The sequence below is a fragment of the Actinokineospora auranticolor genome, from assembly GCF_002934265.1.
Taxonomy (GTDB): Bacteria; Actinomycetota; Actinomycetes; order Mycobacteriales; family Pseudonocardiaceae; genus Actinokineospora; species Actinokineospora auranticolor.
The window spans coordinates 117,687-136,067 of record NZ_PTIX01000002.1 but is presented as its reverse complement, the minus strand read 5'-3'; the positions used below and the strand labels follow the sequence as shown (position 1 = coordinate 136,067).

At 69.1% G+C, this 18,381-nt stretch carries 27 protein-coding genes; 8 read left to right on the top strand and 19 right to left on the bottom strand.

The features are described 5' to 3' along the window. Positions 1–112 precede the first annotated feature (112 nt). Positions 113–265, bottom strand: a complete 153-nt coding sequence (locus CLV40_RS37765) for a hypothetical protein (protein WP_181043315.1) — start codon at positions 263–265, stop codon at positions 113–115. Between the two features lie 150 nt (positions 266–415). Between CLV40_RS37765 and CLV40_RS37760 the strand changes: the two genes are divergently transcribed. Both CLV40_RS37760 and CLV40_RS04030 read left to right on the top strand, forming a co-directional pair. After that, positions 416–907, top strand: coding sequence for a pentapeptide repeat-containing protein (locus CLV40_RS37760; RefSeq protein WP_181043314.1), 492 nt, complete (start codon positions 416–418; stop codon positions 905–907). 67 nt (positions 908–974) lie between these two features. Then, entirely contained in the window at positions 975–1,952 is a 978-nt protein-coding gene (locus CLV40_RS04030; protein ID WP_245931041.1) for a DMT family transporter, read from the top strand. Positions 1,953–1,990: 38 nt separating this feature from the next. Here CLV40_RS04030 and CLV40_RS04025 read toward each other — a convergent pair whose 3' ends face one another. After that, the gene (locus CLV40_RS04025) at positions 1,991–2,260 is read right to left on the bottom strand and encodes a hypothetical protein (protein ID WP_146107923.1); all 270 of its coding nucleotides are present in this window, start codon (positions 2,258–2,260) and stop codon (positions 1,991–1,993) included. Positions 2,261–2,475: 215 nt separating this feature from the next. Between CLV40_RS04025 and CLV40_RS04020 the strand changes: the two genes are divergently transcribed. The 3 genes from CLV40_RS04020 to CLV40_RS04010 are packed head-to-tail and all read left to right on the top strand — an operon-like array spanning position 2,476 to position 3,669. Beyond that, a complete protein-coding gene (locus tag CLV40_RS04020) occupies positions 2,476–3,234 on the top strand; it encodes a helix-turn-helix domain-containing protein (RefSeq protein WP_245931039.1) in 759 nt (252 codons plus the stop codon). Further along, complete coding sequence (locus CLV40_RS04015) at positions 3,231–3,437, top strand: DUF397 domain-containing protein (protein ID WP_245931037.1); 207 nt, start codon at positions 3,231–3,233, stop codon at positions 3,435–3,437. The genes CLV40_RS04020 and CLV40_RS04015 overlap by 4 nt, the downstream gene beginning before the upstream one ends. A 55-nt stretch (positions 3,438–3,492) precedes the next feature. After that, positions 3,493–3,669, top strand: a complete 177-nt coding sequence (locus CLV40_RS04010; protein ID WP_104477071.1) for a DUF397 domain-containing protein — start codon at positions 3,493–3,495, stop codon at positions 3,667–3,669. Here CLV40_RS04010 and CLV40_RS04005 read toward each other — a convergent pair. Beyond that, on the bottom strand, positions 3,648–4,631 hold the full coding sequence (locus tag CLV40_RS04005) for an NAD(P)/FAD-dependent oxidoreductase (protein ID WP_104477069.1): 984 nt from the start codon (positions 4,629–4,631) through the stop codon (positions 3,648–3,650). The two genes, CLV40_RS04010 and CLV40_RS04005, sit on opposite strands and share 22 nt — an antisense overlap. Positions 4,632–4,740: 109 nt before the next feature. Here CLV40_RS04005 and CLV40_RS04000 point away from each other — a divergent pair, with 109 nt between their 5' ends. After that, complete coding sequence (locus tag CLV40_RS04000) at positions 4,741–6,129, top strand: class II fumarate hydratase (protein ID WP_104477068.1); 1,389 nt, start codon at positions 4,741–4,743, stop codon at positions 6,127–6,129. Between the two features lie 2 nt (positions 6,130–6,131). Here CLV40_RS04000 and CLV40_RS37755 read toward each other — a convergent pair whose 3' ends face one another. The 10 genes from CLV40_RS37755 to glpX all read right to left on the bottom strand — a co-directional run bounded on the left by CLV40_RS37755 (position 6,132) and on the right by glpX (position 12,754). Continuing rightward, entirely contained in the window at positions 6,132–6,269 is a 138-nt protein-coding gene (locus CLV40_RS37755) for a hypothetical protein (protein ID WP_181043313.1), read from the bottom strand. A gap of 111 nt (positions 6,270–6,380) precedes the next feature. Continuing rightward, on the bottom strand, positions 6,381–6,554 hold the full coding sequence (locus CLV40_RS37750) for a hypothetical protein (protein WP_181043312.1): 174 nt from the start codon (positions 6,552–6,554) through the stop codon (positions 6,381–6,383). 49 nt (positions 6,555–6,603) lie between these two features. After that, on the bottom strand, positions 6,604–6,798 hold the full coding sequence (locus tag CLV40_RS03990; RefSeq protein WP_104477064.1) for a hypothetical protein: 195 nt from the start codon (positions 6,796–6,798) through the stop codon (positions 6,604–6,606). A gap of 134 nt (positions 6,799–6,932) precedes the next feature. Further along, a complete protein-coding gene (locus tag CLV40_RS03985) occupies positions 6,933–7,352 on the bottom strand; it encodes a hypothetical protein (RefSeq protein ID WP_104477062.1) in 420 nt (139 codons plus the stop codon). Positions 7,353–7,581: 229 nt separating this feature from the next. Continuing rightward, complete coding sequence (locus CLV40_RS37055; RefSeq protein ID WP_146107922.1) at positions 7,582–7,791, bottom strand: hypothetical protein; 210 nt, start codon at positions 7,789–7,791, stop codon at positions 7,582–7,584. Positions 7,792–8,015: 224 nt separating this feature from the next. Beyond that, on the bottom strand, positions 8,016–8,207 hold the full coding sequence (locus tag CLV40_RS03980) for a hypothetical protein (protein WP_104477061.1): 192 nt from the start codon (positions 8,205–8,207) through the stop codon (positions 8,016–8,018). A gap of 332 nt (positions 8,208–8,539) precedes the next feature. Continuing rightward, a complete protein-coding gene (locus CLV40_RS37050) occupies positions 8,540–8,740 on the bottom strand; it encodes a hypothetical protein (RefSeq protein ID WP_146107921.1) in 201 nt (66 codons plus the stop codon). Positions 8,741–8,793: 53 nt separating this feature from the next. Next, entirely contained in the window at positions 8,794–10,704 is a 1,911-nt protein-coding gene (locus CLV40_RS03970) for an RHS repeat-associated core domain-containing protein (protein WP_181043311.1), read from the bottom strand. A gap of 183 nt (positions 10,705–10,887) precedes the next feature. After that, complete coding sequence (locus CLV40_RS03965; protein WP_104477055.1) at positions 10,888–11,562, bottom strand: L,D-transpeptidase; 675 nt, start codon at positions 11,560–11,562, stop codon at positions 10,888–10,890. 139 nt (positions 11,563–11,701) lie between these two features. Continuing rightward, positions 11,702–12,754, bottom strand: coding sequence for a class II fructose-bisphosphatase (gene glpX, locus CLV40_RS03960; protein WP_104477053.1), 1,053 nt, complete (start codon positions 12,752–12,754; stop codon positions 11,702–11,704). Positions 12,755–12,891: 137 nt separating this feature from the next. Here glpX and CLV40_RS03955 point away from each other — a divergent pair, with 137 nt between their 5' ends. Further along, positions 12,892–13,428 carry a DUF4245 domain-containing protein gene (locus tag CLV40_RS03955; protein WP_104477051.1) on the top strand — a complete coding sequence of 179 codons (537 nt, stop codon included), beginning with the start codon at positions 12,892–12,894 and terminating at the stop codon, positions 13,426–13,428. 276 nt (positions 13,429–13,704) lie between these two features. On the opposite strand, the gene CLV40_RS03950 is transcribed toward CLV40_RS03955, so the two are convergent. The 6 genes from CLV40_RS03950 to CLV40_RS03920 all read right to left on the bottom strand — a co-directional run bounded on the left by CLV40_RS03950 (position 13,705) and on the right by CLV40_RS03920 (position 17,298). Further along, the gene (locus CLV40_RS03950; protein ID WP_104477049.1) at positions 13,705–14,130 is read right to left on the bottom strand and encodes a hypothetical protein; all 426 of its coding nucleotides are present in this window, start codon (positions 14,128–14,130) and stop codon (positions 13,705–13,707) included. Positions 14,131–14,541: 411 nt separating this feature from the next. Continuing rightward, positions 14,542–14,769, bottom strand: coding sequence for a hypothetical protein (locus CLV40_RS03940; RefSeq protein WP_146107920.1), 228 nt, complete (start codon positions 14,767–14,769; stop codon positions 14,542–14,544). 49 nt (positions 14,770–14,818) lie between these two features. Beyond that, positions 14,819–15,025 carry an exodeoxyribonuclease VII small subunit gene (locus CLV40_RS03935; protein WP_104477044.1) on the bottom strand — a complete coding sequence of 69 codons (207 nt, stop codon included), beginning with the start codon at positions 15,023–15,025 and terminating at the stop codon, positions 14,819–14,821. Further along, a complete protein-coding gene (locus CLV40_RS03930; RefSeq protein ID WP_104477043.1) occupies positions 15,022–15,444 on the bottom strand; it encodes a sugar ABC transporter substrate-binding protein in 423 nt (140 codons plus the stop codon). Before CLV40_RS03930 ends, CLV40_RS03935 begins: the two co-directional genes overlap by 4 nt. 2 nt (positions 15,445–15,446) lie before the next feature. Continuing rightward, positions 15,447–16,691, bottom strand: coding sequence for an exodeoxyribonuclease VII large subunit (xseA, locus tag CLV40_RS03925; protein WP_104477041.1), 1,245 nt, complete (start codon positions 16,689–16,691; stop codon positions 15,447–15,449). A gap of 13 nt (positions 16,692–16,704) precedes the next feature. Beyond that, positions 16,705–17,298, bottom strand: a complete 594-nt coding sequence (locus CLV40_RS03920; RefSeq protein ID WP_104477040.1) for a lipid droplet-associated protein — start codon at positions 17,296–17,298, stop codon at positions 16,705–16,707. 27 nt (positions 17,299–17,325) lie between these two features. On the opposite strand from CLV40_RS03920, the gene CLV40_RS03915 reads away from it, so the two are divergent. Then, positions 17,326–18,336 carry a 4-hydroxy-3-methylbut-2-enyl diphosphate reductase gene (locus CLV40_RS03915; RefSeq protein ID WP_374066425.1) on the top strand — a complete coding sequence of 337 codons (1,011 nt, stop codon included), beginning with the start codon at positions 17,326–17,328 and terminating at the stop codon, positions 18,334–18,336. The last annotated feature ends 45 nt before the right edge of the window (positions 18,337–18,381 follow it).

Here is an 18,381-nt window from a genome sequence, read left to right as displayed (position 1 = left end):
GCGCCTGCCCGCGAAGGCGCAGCGAACCGCCCGGGCCGGGGCGGTGTCCGGGGCGGTCATTCAGGCGGTCACGGCGATAACGGCGATCGGCGCGCTGATCTTCACGAACCTGTCATTGGACGCGACCCGGGAAGGCCAGTACACGAAGGCGGTCGAGCAGCTCGGGCAACAGGGTGCGGACCGCCTCCAGGTACGACTCGGCGGCATCTACGCCCTGGAACGCCTCGCCGTCGACTCGCCCCGCGACCAGCCCACCGTGGTCCAAGTACTCAGCGCCTTCATCCGCACCACTACGGCACGTGTTCCACAAGACAGCCGGCACAGGCCCGCCTGCCCTGATCGCGCAGTTCCACCGGATGTCGAGGCGGCACTCCGGGTGATCGCTTCGCGCGATACGGCGCAAGACGGTGGTGCCGTGGTCGACCTCTCCACCGCCTGCCTCGACGCGGCCACGCCCATGATCACGTACCAGGCCGGTGGCATGGCGACGCTGGGGATGAGCGGCGTCGATCTCGAAGGCGCGCGGCTGTCCGGCGCGCGGTTGCTGGGCACCAGCCTGACCAACGCCGACCTGGAGCGGACCGATCTCCGCCACGCGATCCTGGCGGGCACCTGGTTGACCAAGGCCCGGCTGCTGGACGCCGGTCTGGACCAGGCCGTGCTTTTCGCCGCTGATCTCGGCGAGGCGAACCTGGCAGGCGCGAAGCTGACCGGCGCGGGCTTGGACTCGGCGAACCTCCAACGCGCGAACCTGGCAGGCGCTGATCTGTCCGGTGCCGACCTGTCCGGCGCGGACCTGCTCGGTGCCGACCTGTCCGGTGCCGATCTCACCGGGGTGGTGCACGACGCGCAGACCAGGGTTGATGGCGTGGTCACCGACGCGAAGACCGCGGGGAAGTGGTGGTGAAGTGGACCAGTCTTGAGCCACCTAAGTGGAGCTGTTGCCCGGTCCACTTGCGGGTGAAAGTGACGGGGTGACCGCTGAACCACAAACCCGTCCACACCACACCCGCCCGAACCGCCTGGCCATCGGCGGCGGCCTGCTCGCCGCCGCCATGGTCGGCGGGTCGGTGCCGATCTCCGGGATGCTCGCCGGCCTCCCGCTGCTCCTGGGGCAGTCCATCCGCTACGGCCTGGGGGCCGTGCTGCTGGTGTTGTTCATGCGCTGGCGGGGGACGCGGATCGAGCGGCCTCGGCAGCGGGACGTGCCCGCGCTGGTGGCTGTGGTCGTAGTGGGGATGCTCGGGTTCAACGCGTGCATGATCACCGCGCAGGGGTTCGCGGAGCCGGGGCTGGTGGCGGCGGTGCTCGGTGGGAGCCCGTTGGTGCTTGCAGCGGTTGCACCGCTGATGGTCGGTAAGAGGCCCACCGCGCGCACCTTGGTTGGGGCGGCCGTAGTGGTGTCCGGGGTGGTGGTGCTGTCCGGGGGCGGTAGTTGGACCGGGCCGGGGTTGGTGCTGTCCGTGCTGACGATGTTGTGCGAGGCCGGTTTCACGCTGTTCGCCGTCGGCGTGGTGGGGCGACTGGGGGCGATGTCGGTCGCGTTGTGGACGCACGTCGTCGCGGCCGTGGGAGGGGCGGCGTTGTCGGCGGTGTTCGAGCCGTGGCGGGCGCCGACCGGGGGTGAGGGGGTGGCGCTGCTGGTCGTCGCGGTGATGACGGTGGTGGCGTTCGCGATCTGGTACCAGGCGGTCTCGGTGTTGGGGGCGGACCGCGCGGGGGTGCTGATCGGGGTGATGCCCGCAGCGGGGCTGGTGGTCTCGGTGGCGGTGGGGGCGCAGGTGTTGACCTGGGTGGGGGTGGCCGGGGTGTTCGTAGTGGGACTTGGGTGCGTGATCGGTCTGCTGACACCGAAGGCGCGAAGTAGGCGGTTTGTTGCCTCAGTTGCAACGAGGGACGCGCGGGTGCCCAACCGGATGGCCGGTGAATGCATGGAAGTCGAGACGAGCTAAGAGGGCACCCGCGCGGTAAATGCGTAAGAGAGCGTTGATTAGGCGGTTTCGTCGAAGGACTCCATCCAGTCGATGGTGTTGGACATGTAGCGGCCGAGGACGGCGCACTGCTTGGCGGTGAGGACGATGTGGGCGCCGGTGGCGTCGGTGATGGTGATGTCCGGCATGCGCATCGTCATGATGGCCGCCCCGCCGTGCTCGTCGGCGGGGACCGCCCAGGTTCGGCTGACGGGGAGCCGGTCCATGATTTTCTGGTGGATCTCGGCGACGCGGGCGGCATCCTCGTCGGTGTCGTCCATAATGGTCACGGGGCCTCCTGGTAATGTTGGGAGTGGACTGTTGTGGCAGAAGAGTGACTTGTTGCAACCGGTGCACGGTATAGCCCGATCGTGTGATTGCGCGATGGGTGTGTGTTCGAAAGTATGCGGCCATGCCGGGAAACTCTCACACGTCGGTGCGGTCGAGGACTGTCGCTGCGGAACTGCGAAAGTTGCGGGAGGCGCAGGGCCTGACCTGCGCGGAGGTGGGTGACAAGCTGGGGATGTCGACCAGCAAGGTCAGTCGGATCGAGACCGGGAGAAGCGGGCTACAGGCGGACGATGTTCTGACCTTGCTCGGCTTCTACCAGGTCCACGGGAACCGCAGGGCAGAGCTGATGGACCTGCTACGGCGCGGAGATGAGAAGGGCTGGTGGGAACGACAACCCGGGCTTCCGACCCTATGGCGAGCCCTCATCGACTTCGAGGCGAAGGCTCTGCGGATCCAGAACTACGAGTCCCTGCTCATCCCGGGGCTGCTACAGACGGCTGAGTACGCATCGGCAATCTTGCAAGCCCTGGAGTCGACATTGTCGGCGGCGGAGGTCGACAACCTGGTGGCCTCGCGCATGGCTCGTCAGGCAATCCTCACCCGGTCCAGCGCGCCGAACTACCTTGCGATCATGCATGAGGCTGCGGTTCGACTGCCTGTGGGCGGTCCAGGAGTGATGGCGCGCCAGTTGCGGTGGCTCCAGGAGATGAACGAGCGGCCTAGCGTCAGCGTCCGGCTAGTCCCGATCTCCGCTGGGGCGAACGCCGGGCTGCGAGGCGGCTTCATGGTCTTGGAGTTCGGCGATGAGCCTGCCCTCGTCTTTGCTGAGAACCAGGAGACGGCCCTGTTCCAGGAGGAGGAAGCTGATCTTGCTGGCTACCGATTGGCGCTCCGCAATATTCTGAACGTGGCTCTTGCGCCTGATGCAACAGCTGAACGACTCTCCGCCATCGTGGCTGAGATGAGCACATGAGGGAAGAGGAACGCACCATGTCCGCGATGGACCTCAAGACCGCCCGTTGGCGCAAGAGCAGCCGCAGCAGCAACGTCGCCAACTGTGTCGAGCTGGCCCACACCGGTGCTGTTGCCGCTGTTCGCGACTCGAAGAACGCCTCGGGTCCTGCGTTGGTGCTGCCGTCGGCAGCGCTGGCGTCCCTGGTCGCCACTGTCCGTTGATTGACACCCGGTCGGTGCTGGTTCGGCCAGCACCGACCGTGGCACTCTGAGGTTCGTGCACCCCACCTGGCGCAAGAGCACTCGCAGCACGGACCAGGCCAACTGTGTCGAGTTGGCCTACAACGGCGCTGTCGCGGCGGTGCGGGACTCGAAGAACATCCCGGGGCCCACCCTCGCTCTGTCGCCGTCGGCGTTGCGGGCGCTGGTCGCCTACTCCGCTGCGCTGGAGTGACCTGGGAACAGGTGCGCGTCCGGGTTCAGGGCCACCGCGATGTTGTTCACGGCTGTGGCGGCCTCGCCGAAGCCCGTCGCGATCAGCTTGACCTTGCCCGGGTAGGCCGCGACGTCGCCTGCCGCGTAGACCCTGTCCCTCGCGGTGCGCATGGTCGAGTCCACGGAGATCGAGCGGTGGTCGATCTCCAGACCCCACGAATCGATCGGGCCCAGGTCCGCGGTGAAGCCGAGGGCGGCCACCACGGCCTGCGCCGGTAGCACTACCTCCTCCTCCGACCCCTTCACCGCTATCCGAGCCTCTCTTAGGCCCTCGTCGTCACCTATCAACGCCGTGACCTCGGCGTCGGTGATGATCCGGACGCCCAACGCCTCTACCTGACGCACCGTTGCGGGCATGGCGCGGAACTTCGCGCGGCGGTGCACCAGCGTCACGCTTGTTGCAACCGGGTGCAGGGCCAGGGCCCAGTCGAAAGCCGAGTCGCCGCCGCCGACGATGATCACGTCCTGGTCGCGGTGCGCGTCGAGGGCGGGCACGAAGTGCACCATGCCGCGGCCGAGCCAACCGTCGCCCGCAGGGAGGGGGCGCGGGGTGAACTCGCCGATACCGGCCGTGATCAGGACCGCGCCCGCGTTGACCGTGGCGCCACCGTCCAGCTCCACCAGGAATCTTCCGTCCACTTCGGACAACGCCAGTGCGCGCCTGCCCAGCAGGTACGTCGGCTTCCACTGGTTCGCCTGCTCCACCAGGGCCTCGACCAGGTCCCGGCCGCGCACGGCGGGGAACCCGGCCACGTCGTAGATCTGCTTCTCCGGGTACATCGCGGTGATCTGACCACCGGGCTCGGGCAGGGAGTCCACGACCGCGGTGGTCAGGTCGCGGAAACCGGCGTAGTAGGCGGCGAACAGGCCGGTCGGGCCCGCGCCGACTATCAGGAGGTCGACTTCGGTAGGAGCGGTCATCGGGGGCACCTGCTCTTCCGCGTGGTGGGCGGTGGGACGCGTCCACCGACCACCCTATTGTGGGGAAGCTGACCATGCCCAGGTCCGCGCACGGGGCGAGACTTGCCATATGGCCGACTTCCGCATCGAGCACGACACCATGGGCGAGGTCCGGGTCCCCGCCGACGCACTCTGGCGCGCGCAGACCCAACGGGCCGTCGAGAACTTCCCCATCTCCGGCCGCGGCCTCGAACGCGCCCAGATCCGGGCGCTGGGCCTGCTCAAGGCCGCCGCCGCCCGGGTCAACGGCCGGTTGGGGGTGCTGCCGCCGGAGGTCGCCGACGCCATCGCCGCCGCGGCGGGCGCGGTGGCCGACGGGGCGCACGACGACCAGTTCCCGATCGACGTGTTCCAGACCGGGTCGGGCACGTCGTCGAACATGAACGCCAACGAGGTCATCGCCACCCTCGCCACCCGGGCGCTGGGGCGGGACGTGCACCCGAACGACCACGTCAACGCCTCGCAGTCGTCGAACGACACGTTCCCGACGACCCTGCACCTGGCCGTCACCGAGGCCGTGGTGACCGACGTGATCCCTGCTCTGGAGCAGCTGGCCTCGGCGCTGGAGGCCCGGCTGCCGGAGTGGGCGTCGGCGGTTAAGTCCGGCCGCACCCACCTCATGGACGCCGTGCCGGTGACGTTCGCGCAGGAAGCGGGCGCCTGGGCCGCCCAGGTCCGCTACGGGGTGGAGCGACTCCGGTCGGTGCTCCCCCGATTGGGCGAGCTACCGATCGGGGGAACGGCGGTGGGCAGCGGGCTCAACGCCCCGCCCGGCTTCGGCGCCGCCGTGTCCACCGAGCTGGCGTCGATCACCGGCCTACCGCTGACCGAGGCCCGCGACCACTTCGAGGCCCAGGCCACCCAGGACTCGGTCGTCGAGGCGTCCGGCCAGCTGCGCACGGTGGCCGTGTCGCTGTACAAGATCGCCAACGACCTGCGGTGGCTGGGCTCGGGTCCGCGCGCGGGGCTGGCGGAGCTGGCGTTGCCGGACCTGCAACCGGGGTCGTCGATCATGCCGGGGAAGGTCAACCCGGTGATCCCGGAGGCCACGATGATGGTGGTGGCACAGGTCATCGGCAACGACGCGGCGGTGGCGTTCGCGGGCAGCCAGGGCAACTTCCAGCTCAACGTGATGCTGCCGGTGATCGCCCGCAATGTTCTGGAGTCCGGTCGGTTGCTGGGCGCGGTGGCGCGGCTGCTGGCGTCGAAGGTCGTCGAGGGGCTGACGGTGCACGAAGACCGGATGCGCGCGTACGCGGAGTCTTCTTCTTCGATCGTGACGCCGCTGAACAAGTACCTGGGGTACGAGGAGGCGGCGTCGATCGCGAAGCAGTCATTGAAGGAGGGGAAGACGATTCGGGAGGTGGTGGAGGAACGGGGGCACGTGAGCGCGGGGAAACTGACCGAGGAGGAACTCACCCAGGCCCTCGACGTCCTCCGCATGGCGGAGGGTGGCTGACCCTACCTGCGCTTCTTCACGCCGGAGGAGGCGAACGCCCACATGCCGAACATGATCGCTCCCCCGGCGCCGACGAGGTTGCGGACCGTCTCCTGTGGCTCAGATGGTTGATCGCGCCCGACGTTGCCCAGCGTGATCACGAGCGTCCCGGCTAGTAGGAGCAGTGCGCCCGTCAGCAGGACGAGTACGACGGCTCGTCCGGGTCTGTCCTGCCCATGGTGTTCCTTTCCGTTTGGCGACAACGGTTTGGGTCAGTGGTTCTTGCGCTTGGCGTGGTTCTTTTCGCCTTCGTGAGCTTGTGCGGCCATGAAAAGCGACAGGCCACCTATCGCTCCGGTCCAATCCCGCCTGCTCGAATCCGCGTCATCGACGATCGTGAAGACCATCGAGACGCCGATCAGCGTGACAGCGATCGCGGCGAGCACCCAAACCACTACCTTGCCCGGGTCTAGTCGTGGACTCATTGCGGGCCTCTCATCCTTGGGGTGGTTGGGCAGGGCATGTGGGGTGTTTGCGCTGGTTGCGTTTGATGTGCGACTGGGTGATCCAGCCCGCTGTGAAGCCGCCGAATATGCCGCTGATTCCGGGGACCTTGTCGTGGAGGAAGGTCATCGCCGGGATGGCCACGACGAGGTAGATCGCGATGAAGACGATGGATTTGGTTGTCATCTGCGAAGAACCCCCTCGAGAGCGCCTTCAGCCTTTTTGTCTGCAAAGATGGCGCTGAACCCTGCGGCGAGGATGACGAATTGCCGAGTGTGGTTGGTGGGTGTCATGGGTTTTGATTTCTTGCTTGGTCGGGGTCAGCAAGAGTTGTTCAACCACCCTTTGCGGAGGATCACGCCTGACGTGATCGCGGCGAGCACGGCCACGACGCCGATCGCGACGCCGCGTGGGGCTCCCAAGAAGGCCGTGATCGCGCCCGCACTCATCCCCGTCAGGACGAGGGCTCCCAGCACGACGGCCCGTTTCCGGCGCGATTGACCAGGTATGGCAGCCCCCTCGGTCGAGTCGGTCGGTTCCGCTTGGGTGGCGTGGAAATCGCGAATTGCGCGGAGGGCTGCTCGGACGGTGGGGATGCCTAGTGCGACCAGGACAACGAGAACGATGAGGGCGAGAAGCCGGGTGCCAATGGTCAACATCAGTACGATGCTGATCGCCGCGACGACCGTCATCGCGGTGTACAGCCGGATCATCTGGCGGAGGTTCTTGCCGGAATCCACATCGCCTCCTCGAGGTGGGTCTGGTCCAGCGGGGCGCAGTGATCAAGTTCCCCGAACCGCCGCAGTCGAACCGCGGTTTGCGTGATGGTGTGAAAAGCAAAACGGCCCCGCACGGATGCGGGGCCGTCCTCGAAATATTTGGGGGTTACGGCACGACCTGGACGAGTCGTGCCACCCCTTGTGGACGATCACGCCGCGGCGACACCGAGCGCGCCGCCGGACTGGACTCTTAGTCGGTGTTATTTTGCCTTGCTCTGCGATACTTAAACCAGTCTATGGTCGCATCGAAAATGAATCCGCCCGTCAGGGCCCCTACGGTAACCGTCGCCCATGCGGGTCGATCAAGAACAAAAAAAGCAACAATGGAAGCGACCAAGAGAAGGGTGAAGGCAATGAAATAGTAACGCAAACCGTGTGGCGGCCATCCGTTGTCGCTCATCCGAGAATCTTCCCTGTCAAGCCGGGCAATTTAGCAGCTCCCTTCCGCAAACCAGTGCCGACTGGGATGCGGTTGACCCTGGGCGGCGGTGTCCACACTGTGCTCGGAAGTGGTTGTGCTACAGCGGTTTCTGTCTCCGCATGGCGAACGGCGGCTGACCAGGCGAGGGGGGCGGCCGGTGTGGCCGCACCCCTCGCGGTGGTCGATTCAGACCCGCCCCGCGGTCAGCGCCGCCGGTGCCGCTTCCAGTCGACGAACCCCTCGACGATGAACCCACCCAGGAACGTCCCGGAGAGGATCAGGAGCCAAGGCGCCCGCTCGATGAGGAGGATGCCGACCACCGTGGCGACCAGCAACAGCGGGCAGACGATGAGGTAGTACTTCCGGCCGCGCTGCGGCGCGTCTGAATCGTTCATCAGAACAACTTCCCTATCAAGCCGGGGAGTCGCGACCCGCCCTTGAGAATCCCGCCCCCGACGCCGATCAGACCGTCGACCCGGACTTCCTCCGGGCTGCCGCCGCCCAGCTTGGAACCAAGCCCGCACCGCAGCCCCTGTCAGCCCGCCGACCACCGCGGCCGCTCCGACACAACAGGTTGTGGAGGAGCGGGGGCACGTGAGCGCGGGGAAGCTGACCGAAGAGGAGCTGACCCAGGCTCTCGACGTCTCCGCATGGCGGAGGGCGGCTCACCTTCGGGTTTGTAGCGACTCGCCGAGTGCGCACGGTGCTCCTTACCCAACGTCGACGGCTATTCCCGCTCGGTGTATTCGCGGAATATTCGGATGGCCGCGCGGACGGTAGGGACGGCGAGCGCGGCCAGGACAACGACAAGGATGATTGCGATAATCCGGTTGCCGGTGGTGAAGAGCAACACGCTGCCGACCGCCGCGACGGCCGTCATCAGGACGGACAGCCGGATCATCCGGCGGCGGTTCTTCGCGGAATCCACGTCTCCTCCAGGTGGAGGGGGTGGCCCGGACCGGGCCACCCACAGTCTCGCCGTTAACGCCTGAGCTTGCGGTACGCCTTGCCCAGCAGGCCGCCGACCCCGCCGCCCAACGCGCCGCCGACCGCGCCGCTGATGAAGGCGTCACGGACCTTCCCGGAGTCGCCGCCGATGACCGCGCCCGTGCCGCCCGTGACGACGGACACGGTGACGCCACCGATCAGGCAGGCCGCGCCACCGGTTCCCACGCACGCCGCTCCCGCGATGGCAGCGCCGATCGCGGCGCCACCCCAACCCCCGACGCCCTGGCCGAAGTCGGCCCAGCTGTAGGCCCCGGTGGGGTCGCTGTTGTTGATGGGGTCGGATCCGGCGTAGGCGTACGAGTTCCGCTCCTGGCCGGTCGGGTCCGGGTTGGTGAACCGGCCGAGGGTCGGCGTGTAGTAGCGGTAGTCGAACACCGTCTGGCCGCTGGCCAGGGTGTAGCCGCCGTTGTAGCGGAACGGGTTGTGGTTGGCGAAGATGCTGGTAATTCCAGGGGTGGCGCCGTAAGGGGTGTAGGTGTAGGTGGCGGCGAGCGCGCCGGTGGTGTCGACCAGGCCCAGGACGCTGCCCTGGTGGTCGGTCACCAGGTTGTACCGGTTGTTGCCGCTCTTCTCCGTGATCAGCTTGCCGTCGGGGTCGCGGGACACGCTGATCCGGGTGCCGCCGCGCACGACGCTGCTGGTGCCCAGCGCGGTGTGGGTGAACACGTGGTCGGTGCCGGACTCGGTGATCGTGCGCGGCTGGGTCTGGTTGACCGTGTCGTAGGTGGCGGCGAAGGTCTGGGTGCCGCCGGTGGTCGTGCGTACGAGCTGGTTGGTCGTCGAGTACTCGTGCGCGGTGGCGGGGTGGGTGACCGAGGTCAGGTTCCCGGCGCCGTCGTAGCCGAAGGTCTGGCTCCCGGTGCCGGTGAGCTGGTTGGCGGTGTTGACGGTGTGCGCGGTCCCGGCGAGGTTGGTGATGTTGTCCGCGCGGTCGACGGCGAAGGTGGTCGTACCTGCCTTGGTGAGGTGGCGCTGGGTGTCGTAGGTGTAGTCGGTGGTGACCCCGGCGATGGTCTTGGACTGCAACAGGTCGCTGTCCGCGGTCCCGGCCGTGTAGCTGTAGGTCGCCTTCAGCAGCTCGGTACCACCGGTGTTCTTGGCCACCAACGCGGTGAGGCGTCCCGCGTTGTCATACGTGTTGGACTGAGTGCCCGCGCCGGGCCACGTAGTAGTAGTGCGGCGGTCGGCGTTGTCGTAGGCGAAGGTCGTGGTCTGGCCGAACGCGTCCGCCAGCGAGGTGAGGCGGTTGGCGGCGTCGTAGTTGTACGTCGCGGTGCCTGCCGGGTCGGTCAGGGTCTTGAGGTTGCCCGCCTTGTCGTAGGTGTAGTCGACCTTCTTGCCGGCGCCGTCGGTGATGCTGGTGATCCGCGACAGGGAGTCGTAGCCGTAGCGGGCCTGGCCGAGCGGGGCGGGCGGGGTCACGGTGATCAAGTTCCCCGGACCGTCGTAGCCGAACCATGTCTTGGCGCCCTTGGCGTCGGTGACCTCGGTCAGGAGCCGCTTGGGGCTGCTGTGGGAGCGCTTCTCCAGGTCCGCGGCCAGTGGCGTCGAAGGTGTACGTGACCTGGTTGCCGTTCGGGTCGGTCTCCACCACCGTGTCGTCCGGGTTCTCCGCGAACGACGTCTCGGCGGCACCGCCTGCCGGGGCGTGACCACCTTCGTGACGGCGCCCGGCTGGATGGCCGTGTCGTACTCGAACAGCCTCTGGCGCCCCAGCGGATCGGCCAGCGACCGGGGGCGGCTCCAGTCGCCCTCACCGGTGATCGCGTTGCCGTTGCGGTCCTTGCGGTTCAACGGCCACCCGAACGCGTCGTAGTCCCACGTCTCACCGGAGTCCAGGAACCGCGCCGTGTACGACCCGCCCGCGTTCCGCACCAGCTTCACCCGCACACCGTGCCCATCGACCGGGAGTGTCGGCTCTCACGGCTTGTCACCGGTATGCGATGTTTGGGCACGTCGGGTCGGGCGTGATACGACCGGTGGCGTAGTGCGGTGCAAACCTCGCGTTTGAGTGAAAAGCAAAACGGCCCCGCCGGAAAGCGGGGCCGTCCTGGAAGTATTTGGTGGTTACGGGACGACCTGGACCGTGTCGCCGACCTTGAGGGAGTTGAAGTACATCTTCGCGGCCGCCGCCGACAGGTGGATGCAGCCGTGCGACTGGACCTTCAGGCTGCCCTGGTGGAAGGCGATCCCGCCGTTGAAGAAGACCGAGTAGGGCATCGGCGCGTTGTTGAACTCGCTGCTCTTGTGGTCGATGTCCTTCCAGCCCACCTTGAAGGTGCCCGGCGGGGTGCGGTGGCCGGGGCGGCCCGAGGTGATCGGGACCGGGCCGTAGACGACCTTGCCGTTCTCCAGCAGCCACGACTGGTTCGCCGACAGATCGATGCACGCGCGCACCGTCGCGGCGCAGGGGGCGCCTTCGGCCTTCGCGGGCGGCGGGGGCTTGGGCGTCGTGGTGGTCGGCTTGGGCGTCGTAGTGGTGGTCTTCGTGGTGGTGGTGGTCGGCTTCGGTTTGGTCGTAGTGGTCGTGGGCGCGACGGTGGTGGTCGTAGTAGTGGTCGTCGTCGGCTCGACTGTCGTCGTGGTGGTCTGGGTGGTCGTCGTGGTGGAGGTCGTTGTCGACGTGACCGTTGTCGTCGTGGCCGGGGCCTGGGCGGTGGCGCCCTCACTGGTCCCGCACGCCGCCAGCAGCGCACCGGCGGCCACGACCGCCGTGCCCAGCACCAGCCTCTTCACCTGCATGTGCGGCTCCCGCCTTCCCCAGGGGTCCCGAAGCCAGACCCATCGCGCATAACGACGTCACACCACCCGCCCGGGTTGTGCCACGCAACCAACCCGTTACCCGGCGCGTCCGCGCGGGGACGCGCCGGGGTGTTCGCCACTACGGCAGCGGCGGGATGTTGCCGTCGGCGGTCTCTTCGCGGTCGAAGTCGACCGAGGAGTACTCCCGCAGCTTGGTGAGCCGGTGGAAACCGTCGATCATCCGGATCGTGCCGGACTTGGAGCGCATGACGATGGATTGCGTCGTGCATCCACCCGATCGGTAGTGCACGCCGCGCAGGAGGTCACCGCCGGTGACGCCGGTGGCGCAGAAGAAGACGTTGTCGCCGCGCACCAGGTCGTCGGTGTGCAGGACGCGGTCGAGGTCGTGGCCCGCGGCGATGGCCTTGGCGCGCTCCTCGGCGTCCTTGGGCCACAGGCGGCCCTGGATCGCGCCGCCCATGCACTTGAGCGCGCAGGCCGCGATGATGCCCTCGGGGGTGCCGCCGATGCCGAGCAGCAGGTCGACGCCGGTGTTCGGGCGGGCGGCGGAGATCGCGCCCGCGACGTCGCCGTCGGAGATGAAGTGGATGCGCGCGCCCGCCTCGCGGACCTCGCGGACCAGCGACTCGTGCCGCGGCCGGTCGAGGATGCACACCGTCACGTCGGAGACGTCGGTGTTCTTGGCCTTGGCCACGCGGCGGATGTTCTCCGCGACCGGGGCGGTGATGTCGACGACGTCGGCCGCCTCCGGCCCGACGGCCAGCTTCTCCATGTAGAAGACCGCCGACGGGTCGAACATCGCGCCCCGCTCGGCCACCGCCAGCACCGCGATGGCGCCGGGCATGCCCTTGGACATCAGCGTGGTGCCGTCGATCGGGTCGACCGCGACGTCGCAGTCCGGCCCGTCGCCGTTGCCGACCTCCTCACCGTTGTAGAGCATCGGCGCCTCGTCCTTCTCACCCTCGCCGATGACCACCACACCGCGCATGGAGACCGTGCCGACCAGCTTGCGCATCGCGTCGACGGCCGCCTGGTCGCCCCCGTTCTTGTCCCCGCGACCGACCCACCGGCCCGCGGCCATGGCCGCCGCCTCGGTGACCCGGACCAGCTCCAGCGCGAGGTTGCGGTCGGGGGCTTCCCGGTGTCGCGCGGCGGTGGACGGAGTGCTCATGGGTGTTTGCCTCCCGGTTTGCGGTGGGGCGCCTGCGCTGTGCAGACCAATCCGCATCCTCCCAGATCAGGGTGTGTACCTGGCTATGGAGCGGGCCGTGCGCCTCGTCACCCGGCGGGGCCTGCGACCATGTCCGGGTGGCCTCCAACCGCCTGACCCACGGCCCCCGGGACATGCTGCTGTCCCTGTTGGCCCTGCTCGTGATCATCGGCGCCATCCTGTTCCTGAACCGCGGCTGCTCGTTCAGCCCCGGCACCCCGGTCTCGGACCCGGCCACCGCCCCGAAGGTCGACGTCGCGGCTTCGTTGAGTCGGGCGAAGGAGCCGTTCCGGGTCCGGGTGCCCGCGGTGCCCGAGGGGTGGCGCGGGAACAGCTTCACCAGCGGCAAGGTCGAGCCGAGCGGGCGGGTCGTGCGCGCGGGGTGGCTGACGCCGGAGAAGTTCATGCAGCTGAGCCAGTCGGACGCGGACATCATGCCGCTGGTGGCCAGCGAGACGGGCGAGGGCGCGGGGGCCACGGGGACGGTGGACGTGTCGGGTACACAGTGGACCGTGTTCCCGGGGCGGCGCGCGGAGAAGGCGTGGGTGGCGGACGTCGACGGGGTGCGGTTGTTGATCACCGGTACCGGCTCGGAGAACGACTTCCGCACCTTGGCGACGGCCAGCACGGCCTAGGTGGTCAGGTCGGGCTTCTGGGTGCGGTCGGCACCATGGCTGGAGAACGGGCAGTTCGAGCGCGTGCCGGGGTGAGGTCGATCGCCACGGCAACAAGGCGGCCGACGCGCCTTGTTGATCACGGTGATTCGTCGACGAACGCCGCTGGTCGGAGGTATCGACAGGTCTGGAAGTGTGGGCACCGCGCGATCGCGGTGACGACCGGACGTCGCGAATCGGAACCCGGTGCGTCCACCAGCAGGTCATCATCGAGATGGAGATTCGTTCGGTGGTGACTTACACGGTCGTGGCCGCCTGCGCCACGACCTCGCTGGCCAGTGCGCCGCCGTCGGGGGCGAGCGCGTAGTAGCGCAGCGCCGGGGTGTTGGCGCTGTCGCTCGGTTCCACCCGCTCCGTGAGCATCCCCGACTCGGTGAACAGCCGGAGCGCGGCCCGGGCCTGGTTGAGGGGTACCCCGGTCTGGTGGCACACCCCGCGCAGGGTGACCTCGCCGCGGTCCGGGTCGCGGAAGAAGCGGGCGACCTCGGCCATGGCCTGCCGGAACAGCAGCCCGTCCGGTGCGGTCAGCATCCGCCGGGCGGTCGCGCGCCGGGCGGCCCTCAGCTTGACCAGGTCCAGGCGGTCCCGGAGTGCGTCCGACTGGTCTGCGACCAGGCCGTTGAACCAGGCGACGACCTCGGTGGGTGTGGTCTCGTCGGTCACCGGTCGTCTCCCAGCAGTTGGCGCAAGCGCTTTCGTCCGTGTCGGAGGTTGCTGCGCACCTGCTCCGACGGCACCCCCAGGTGCTCGGCCATCTCGGCCGGGTTGAGACCGGCCAAGTCCAAGCACGACCTCGCGCTGCTTGTCCGGCAGTGCCGCGACCGCCTCCCGGACCGCCAGCCGCGTGTCGACGAGGCCGGACCCCTCCGGGGCGACCGCGTCCGACTCGGTCACCTCGCGGGTCGGCTCGCCGGTCAGCCGCGTCGCTTTCCGACCCGCGACCACCAGCGTCCAAGCCTTGGGGTGCTCGACGTCGTCCCAGGAGGTCAACAGCTCGGCCGTGGCGTCGTCGGCCGCCTCCGCCGCGATCGCCGGAGTGTGGCCGCGACCGATCAGGACGGCGACGAGCCTGGGTCACCAGGCCAGGTAGAAGTCGTCGAAACCGTCCACTGCGTCCTCCGCCGCGCGACTGCCCGTACCGGTGATCATCGCGACCAGCACGATGGCCGCTACCACCAGTGCGGCGACGAGGGTGACGCGTTCGGAGCCCGTGGTCGCGAAGAGGGTGCCCAGGCCGGCGAGCATCGAGGTCACCAGCAGCGCCACCGGTTGGCCCGTGGCGGGTGGGTCGGAGGTCGTCATGACCTGGAGTGCGCTCAGCAGCACCCGGCGTGAAATGTGACTCCGGTCACTACCTGGAGTCGTCGGCCTCCGCCGCCGCCAGCGCCGTCTCGACGCGTTCGCGGGCGCCCGCGAGGTGGCGGTCGCAGATCTTGGCCAGGGTCTCGCCGCGTTCCCACAGGGTCAGGGAGTCCTCAAGGGACAGGCCGCCCGCTTCCAGTTTGGCGACCACGGCCGCCAGTTCGTCGCGGGCCTGTTCGTAGCCGGGGTCGGTCACCGGGATTGCGTCTCCAGTCGGTGGGTGGCCTGGTGGGCACCGGCCAGCGCGGTGGCGACCGCCTGGTCGTAGCCGACGAAGGCCTCCGCGAAGTCGGCGCCGTCGCGTTCGGCGACGGCTTCCTCGATGCGCGCGCGGGCCCGGTCGATCCGGCCCCGGTGGCACGCGCCCGCGGTTTGCCACCAGGACTGCCCGGCGTAGGCCGAGGTGGCCTCGGACAGTTCGCGCAGTCTACCGGGGAGTTGGTGGCGGCCGGGCGCGTCGCAGCCCGCCAGCAGGGCGGCCCAGCACTCGGCCGCGGCCGAATCGGCGCGGCGGGCGGTGGTCTGGACCGCGCGGGCCGACTCCGCCGCCTGGCACACCGCGCCCACCGTGGACAGTGTGAGCGGGAGGAACGTGGGTTCACGATACGTGCGCACCGCTACCTCCCTTCGCCTGCCGCTTCCCGGTCGCCGGTCACGACCGCGTGCAGGGCGCCGTCGGCGAGCCTGATGCGGACGGTGGCGCCCTCCGGCGCGTCCTCGATCGTGCGGAGAACCCGGGGAGTCCCGTCGGCACCGGTGTGCTGTACGACCGCGTACCCTCGGGCAAGAGTGGCGGCTGGCCCCAAGGTCGTCAAGCGGGCACGTGTAGCCGTCAGCGCCGCCCGCTCCTCCGCGAGCCGCGACTGCAGCGCCCGCCGACTCCGCCCAACGAGTGAATCGACCTGCTCGGCGTGCCTGCGCAGCGGGGTCAGCGGGTCGGAGAGCACAGGTCGGCTGCGCAGTTGCGCCAGCACCCGCAGCTCCCGATCCACCCATCCGTGCAGCGCCCGCCGGGCCCGGTCGCGCAGCTGGCGGACCCGGGCCGACTCCTCGGCGACGTCCGGCACCACCCGCTTGCCCGCGTCGGTCGGGGTGGAACACCGCACGTCGGCGACGTGGTCGAGCAGCGGGGTGTCCGGCTCGTGGCCGATCGCGCTGAGCACCGGCGTGCGGCAGTCGGACACCGCCCGGCACAGCGCCTCGTCGGAGAACGGCAGCAGGTCCTCGACGCTGCCGCCGCCGCGCGCGATGACGATCACCTCGACCTCGGGGTCGCGGTCGAGCACCCGCAGCGCGTCCAGGATCTGCGGTACGGCCATCGCGCCCTGCACCGCCACGTTCTCCACCCGGAACGCGACCGCGGGCCAGCGCGCGCTCGCGTTGGCCAGCACGTCCCGCTCGGCCGCCGACGCCCGGCCGGTGATCAGCCCGACCTTCTTCGGCAGGAACGGCGGCCTGCGCTTGCGCCGCTGGTCGAACAGGCCCTCGGCGGCCAGCAGCTTGCGCAGCCGCTCGATGCGGGCCAGCAGTTCGCCGATGCCGACCGCGCGGATCTCGTCGGCGCGCAGGCTGAGCGTGCCGCGGTTGAGGTAGAAGGTCGGCTTCGCGTGCACGATGATGCGCGCGCCGTCGGTCAGCGGCGGCTCGTGGCTGCGCAGCATCTGCGTGGCGCAGGTGACGGTCATCGACACGTCCGCGGCGGGGTCACGCAGGGTGAGGAACGCCGTGCCGGTACCCGGACGGGCGGAGATCTGGGTGACCTGGCCCTCGACCCAGACCGTGCCCAGCCGGTGGACCCAGTCGGCGATCTTGCGGGCGACCGTGCGGACCGGCCAGGGCTCTTCTGGGGTGGGGGCGCTCACGTGTGCGGTGTTCTCAGACTTCCTCGGTGGCGCTCGCCTCGGCGTCGCGGACGGTGGCGATGCGGCGGGTCAACATGGTCACGTACTGCGGCCGGTTCTCGCCTGCCCGCTCGTGGGCGAGCAGTTCCTCCAGCGTCTCCACCGTGAAACCGCGCAGCCGCGCGCGCAACTGGGCCAGCGACAGGTCGTGGTAGTTCGGCAGCGACTCCGGGCCGCGGCGCTCGTCCCACAGCTCCTCGACGGCCGCGGGGTCGTCCTGCGCGACCTCGACGAAGTCGTCGGACTCGGCCGCGTCGGCGTCGGCGTCATCCGCGACCCGGTCGAACGGCGGGCGGTAGTGCCCGTCCGCACCCTCGGTGTCGTCGACGTCCTCGTCGAAGGTCGCCCACTCGGGCTTCTCCTCGACCGGGCGCAGCGCGGCCAGCACCTCGTCGCCCTTGATGGCCAACTCGGTGACGTGCTGTTGCACCCGCATCGACGCCTGCAACGCCTGGCTGACCACGGTCACCGGCAGGCCCGCGAGCCGTGTCGGCAGGTCACGGGCCCGCTCGACGGCGGTGGCGGCCAGCCCGGCCGCGACGCGCAGCGGCAGGGGGAGAGTGTTCATGGGGATAAGCCTGCCCGAGTCGCGGCGATCTGCACAGCGAGGCCCGGGCCACATCGGGGCGCGCCGTACCCTGGGGGCATGACTGCCCCCACCAAGCGGGTCCTGCTCGCCAAGCCGCGCGGCTACTGCGCCGGTGTCGACCGGGCGGTGATCACCGTCGAGAAGGCCCTGGAGACCTACGGGGCGCCGGTGTACGTGCGCAAGGAGATCGTCCACAACCGCCACGTCGTCGAGACGCTGCGCGAGCGCGGCGCGATCTTCGTCGACGAGGCCGACGAGGTGCCCGAGGGCGCGATGGTGGTGTTCTCCGCGCACGGCGTCTCGCCCGCGGTGCACGAGCAGGCGGCGTCCCGCAACCTGCGCACGATCGACGCGACCTGCCCGCTGGTCACCAAGGTCCACTTCGAAGCCAAGCGCTTCGCCAAGGAGGACTACGACATCCTGCTCATCGGGCACGAGGGGCACGAGGAGGTCGAGGGGACCGCGGGGGAGGCGCCCGACCACGTGCAGCTGGTGGACACCGCCGAGGACGTGGACAAGGTCGTGGTGCGCGACCCGGCCAAGGTCATCTGGCTGTCGCAGACCACCCTCTCGGTCGACGAGACGATGGAGCGCGTCGACCAGCTGCGCGAGCGCTTCCCCGACCTGCAGAACCCGCCGAGCGACGACATCTGCTACGCCACGCAGAACCGCCAGGTCGCGGTGAAAGCCATGGCGCCGCAGTGCGAACTGGTCATCGTGGTCGGCTCGCAGAACTCGTCCAACTCCAAGCGGCTCGTCGAGGTCGCGGTGCAGGCCGGGGCGAACGCGTCCTACCTGGTCGACTTCGCGCACGAGGTGCAGGAGTCGTGGTTGGAGGGTGTGACGACCGTGGGTGTCACCAGTGGCGCGTCGGTGCCGGACAACCTGGTGATGGACCTGCTGGTGTGGCTGGCCGAGCGCGGGTACGCCGATGTGGACGAGGTGACCACCGCGAACGAGAAGGTGGCCTTCGCGCTGCCGCCCGAGCTGCGGCGGGACCTGAAGCCCGCTCGCTGAGGACTGTCCACAGTGGAGAAATCCGCTGTGGTGGCGCTGCTTGTC

Bases quoted from the DNA above. Each gene is read 5' to 3' on its own strand.
- CLV40_RS04015 (WP_245931037.1), top strand. From the start codon at position 3,231: ATGAGGGAAGAGGAACGCACCATGTCCGCGATGGACCTCAAGACCGCC.
- CLV40_RS04005 (WP_104477069.1), bottom strand. From the start codon at position 4,631: ATGACCGCTCCTACCGAAGTCGACCTCCTGATAGTCGGCGCGGGCCCG.
- CLV40_RS04000 (WP_104477068.1), top strand. From the start codon at position 4,741: ATGGCCGACTTCCGCATCGAGCACGACACCATGGGCGAGGTCCGGGTC.
- CLV40_RS03990 (WP_104477064.1), bottom strand. From the start codon at position 6,798: ATGACAACCAAATCCATCGTCTTCATCGCGATCTACCTCGTCGTGGCC.
- CLV40_RS37055 (WP_146107922.1), bottom strand. From the start codon at position 7,791: ATGAGCGACAACGGATGGCCGCCACACGGTTTGCGTTACTATTTCATT.
- CLV40_RS03980 (WP_104477061.1), bottom strand. From the start codon at position 8,207: ATGAACGATTCAGACGCGCCGCAGCGCGGCCGGAAGTACTACCTCATC.
- CLV40_RS03965 (WP_104477055.1), bottom strand. From the start codon at position 11,562: ATGCAGGTGAAGAGGCTGGTGCTGGGCACGGCGGTCGTGGCCGCCGGT.
- glpX (WP_104477053.1), bottom strand. From the start codon at position 12,754: ATGAGCACTCCGTCCACCGCCGCGCGACACCGGGAAGCCCCCGACCGC.
- CLV40_RS03940 (WP_146107920.1), bottom strand. From the start codon at position 14,769: ATGACGACCTCCGACCCACCCGCCACGGGCCAACCGGTGGCGCTGCTG.
- CLV40_RS03920 (WP_104477040.1), bottom strand. From the start codon at position 17,298: ATGAACACTCTCCCCCTGCCGCTGCGCGTCGCGGCCGGGCTGGCCGCC.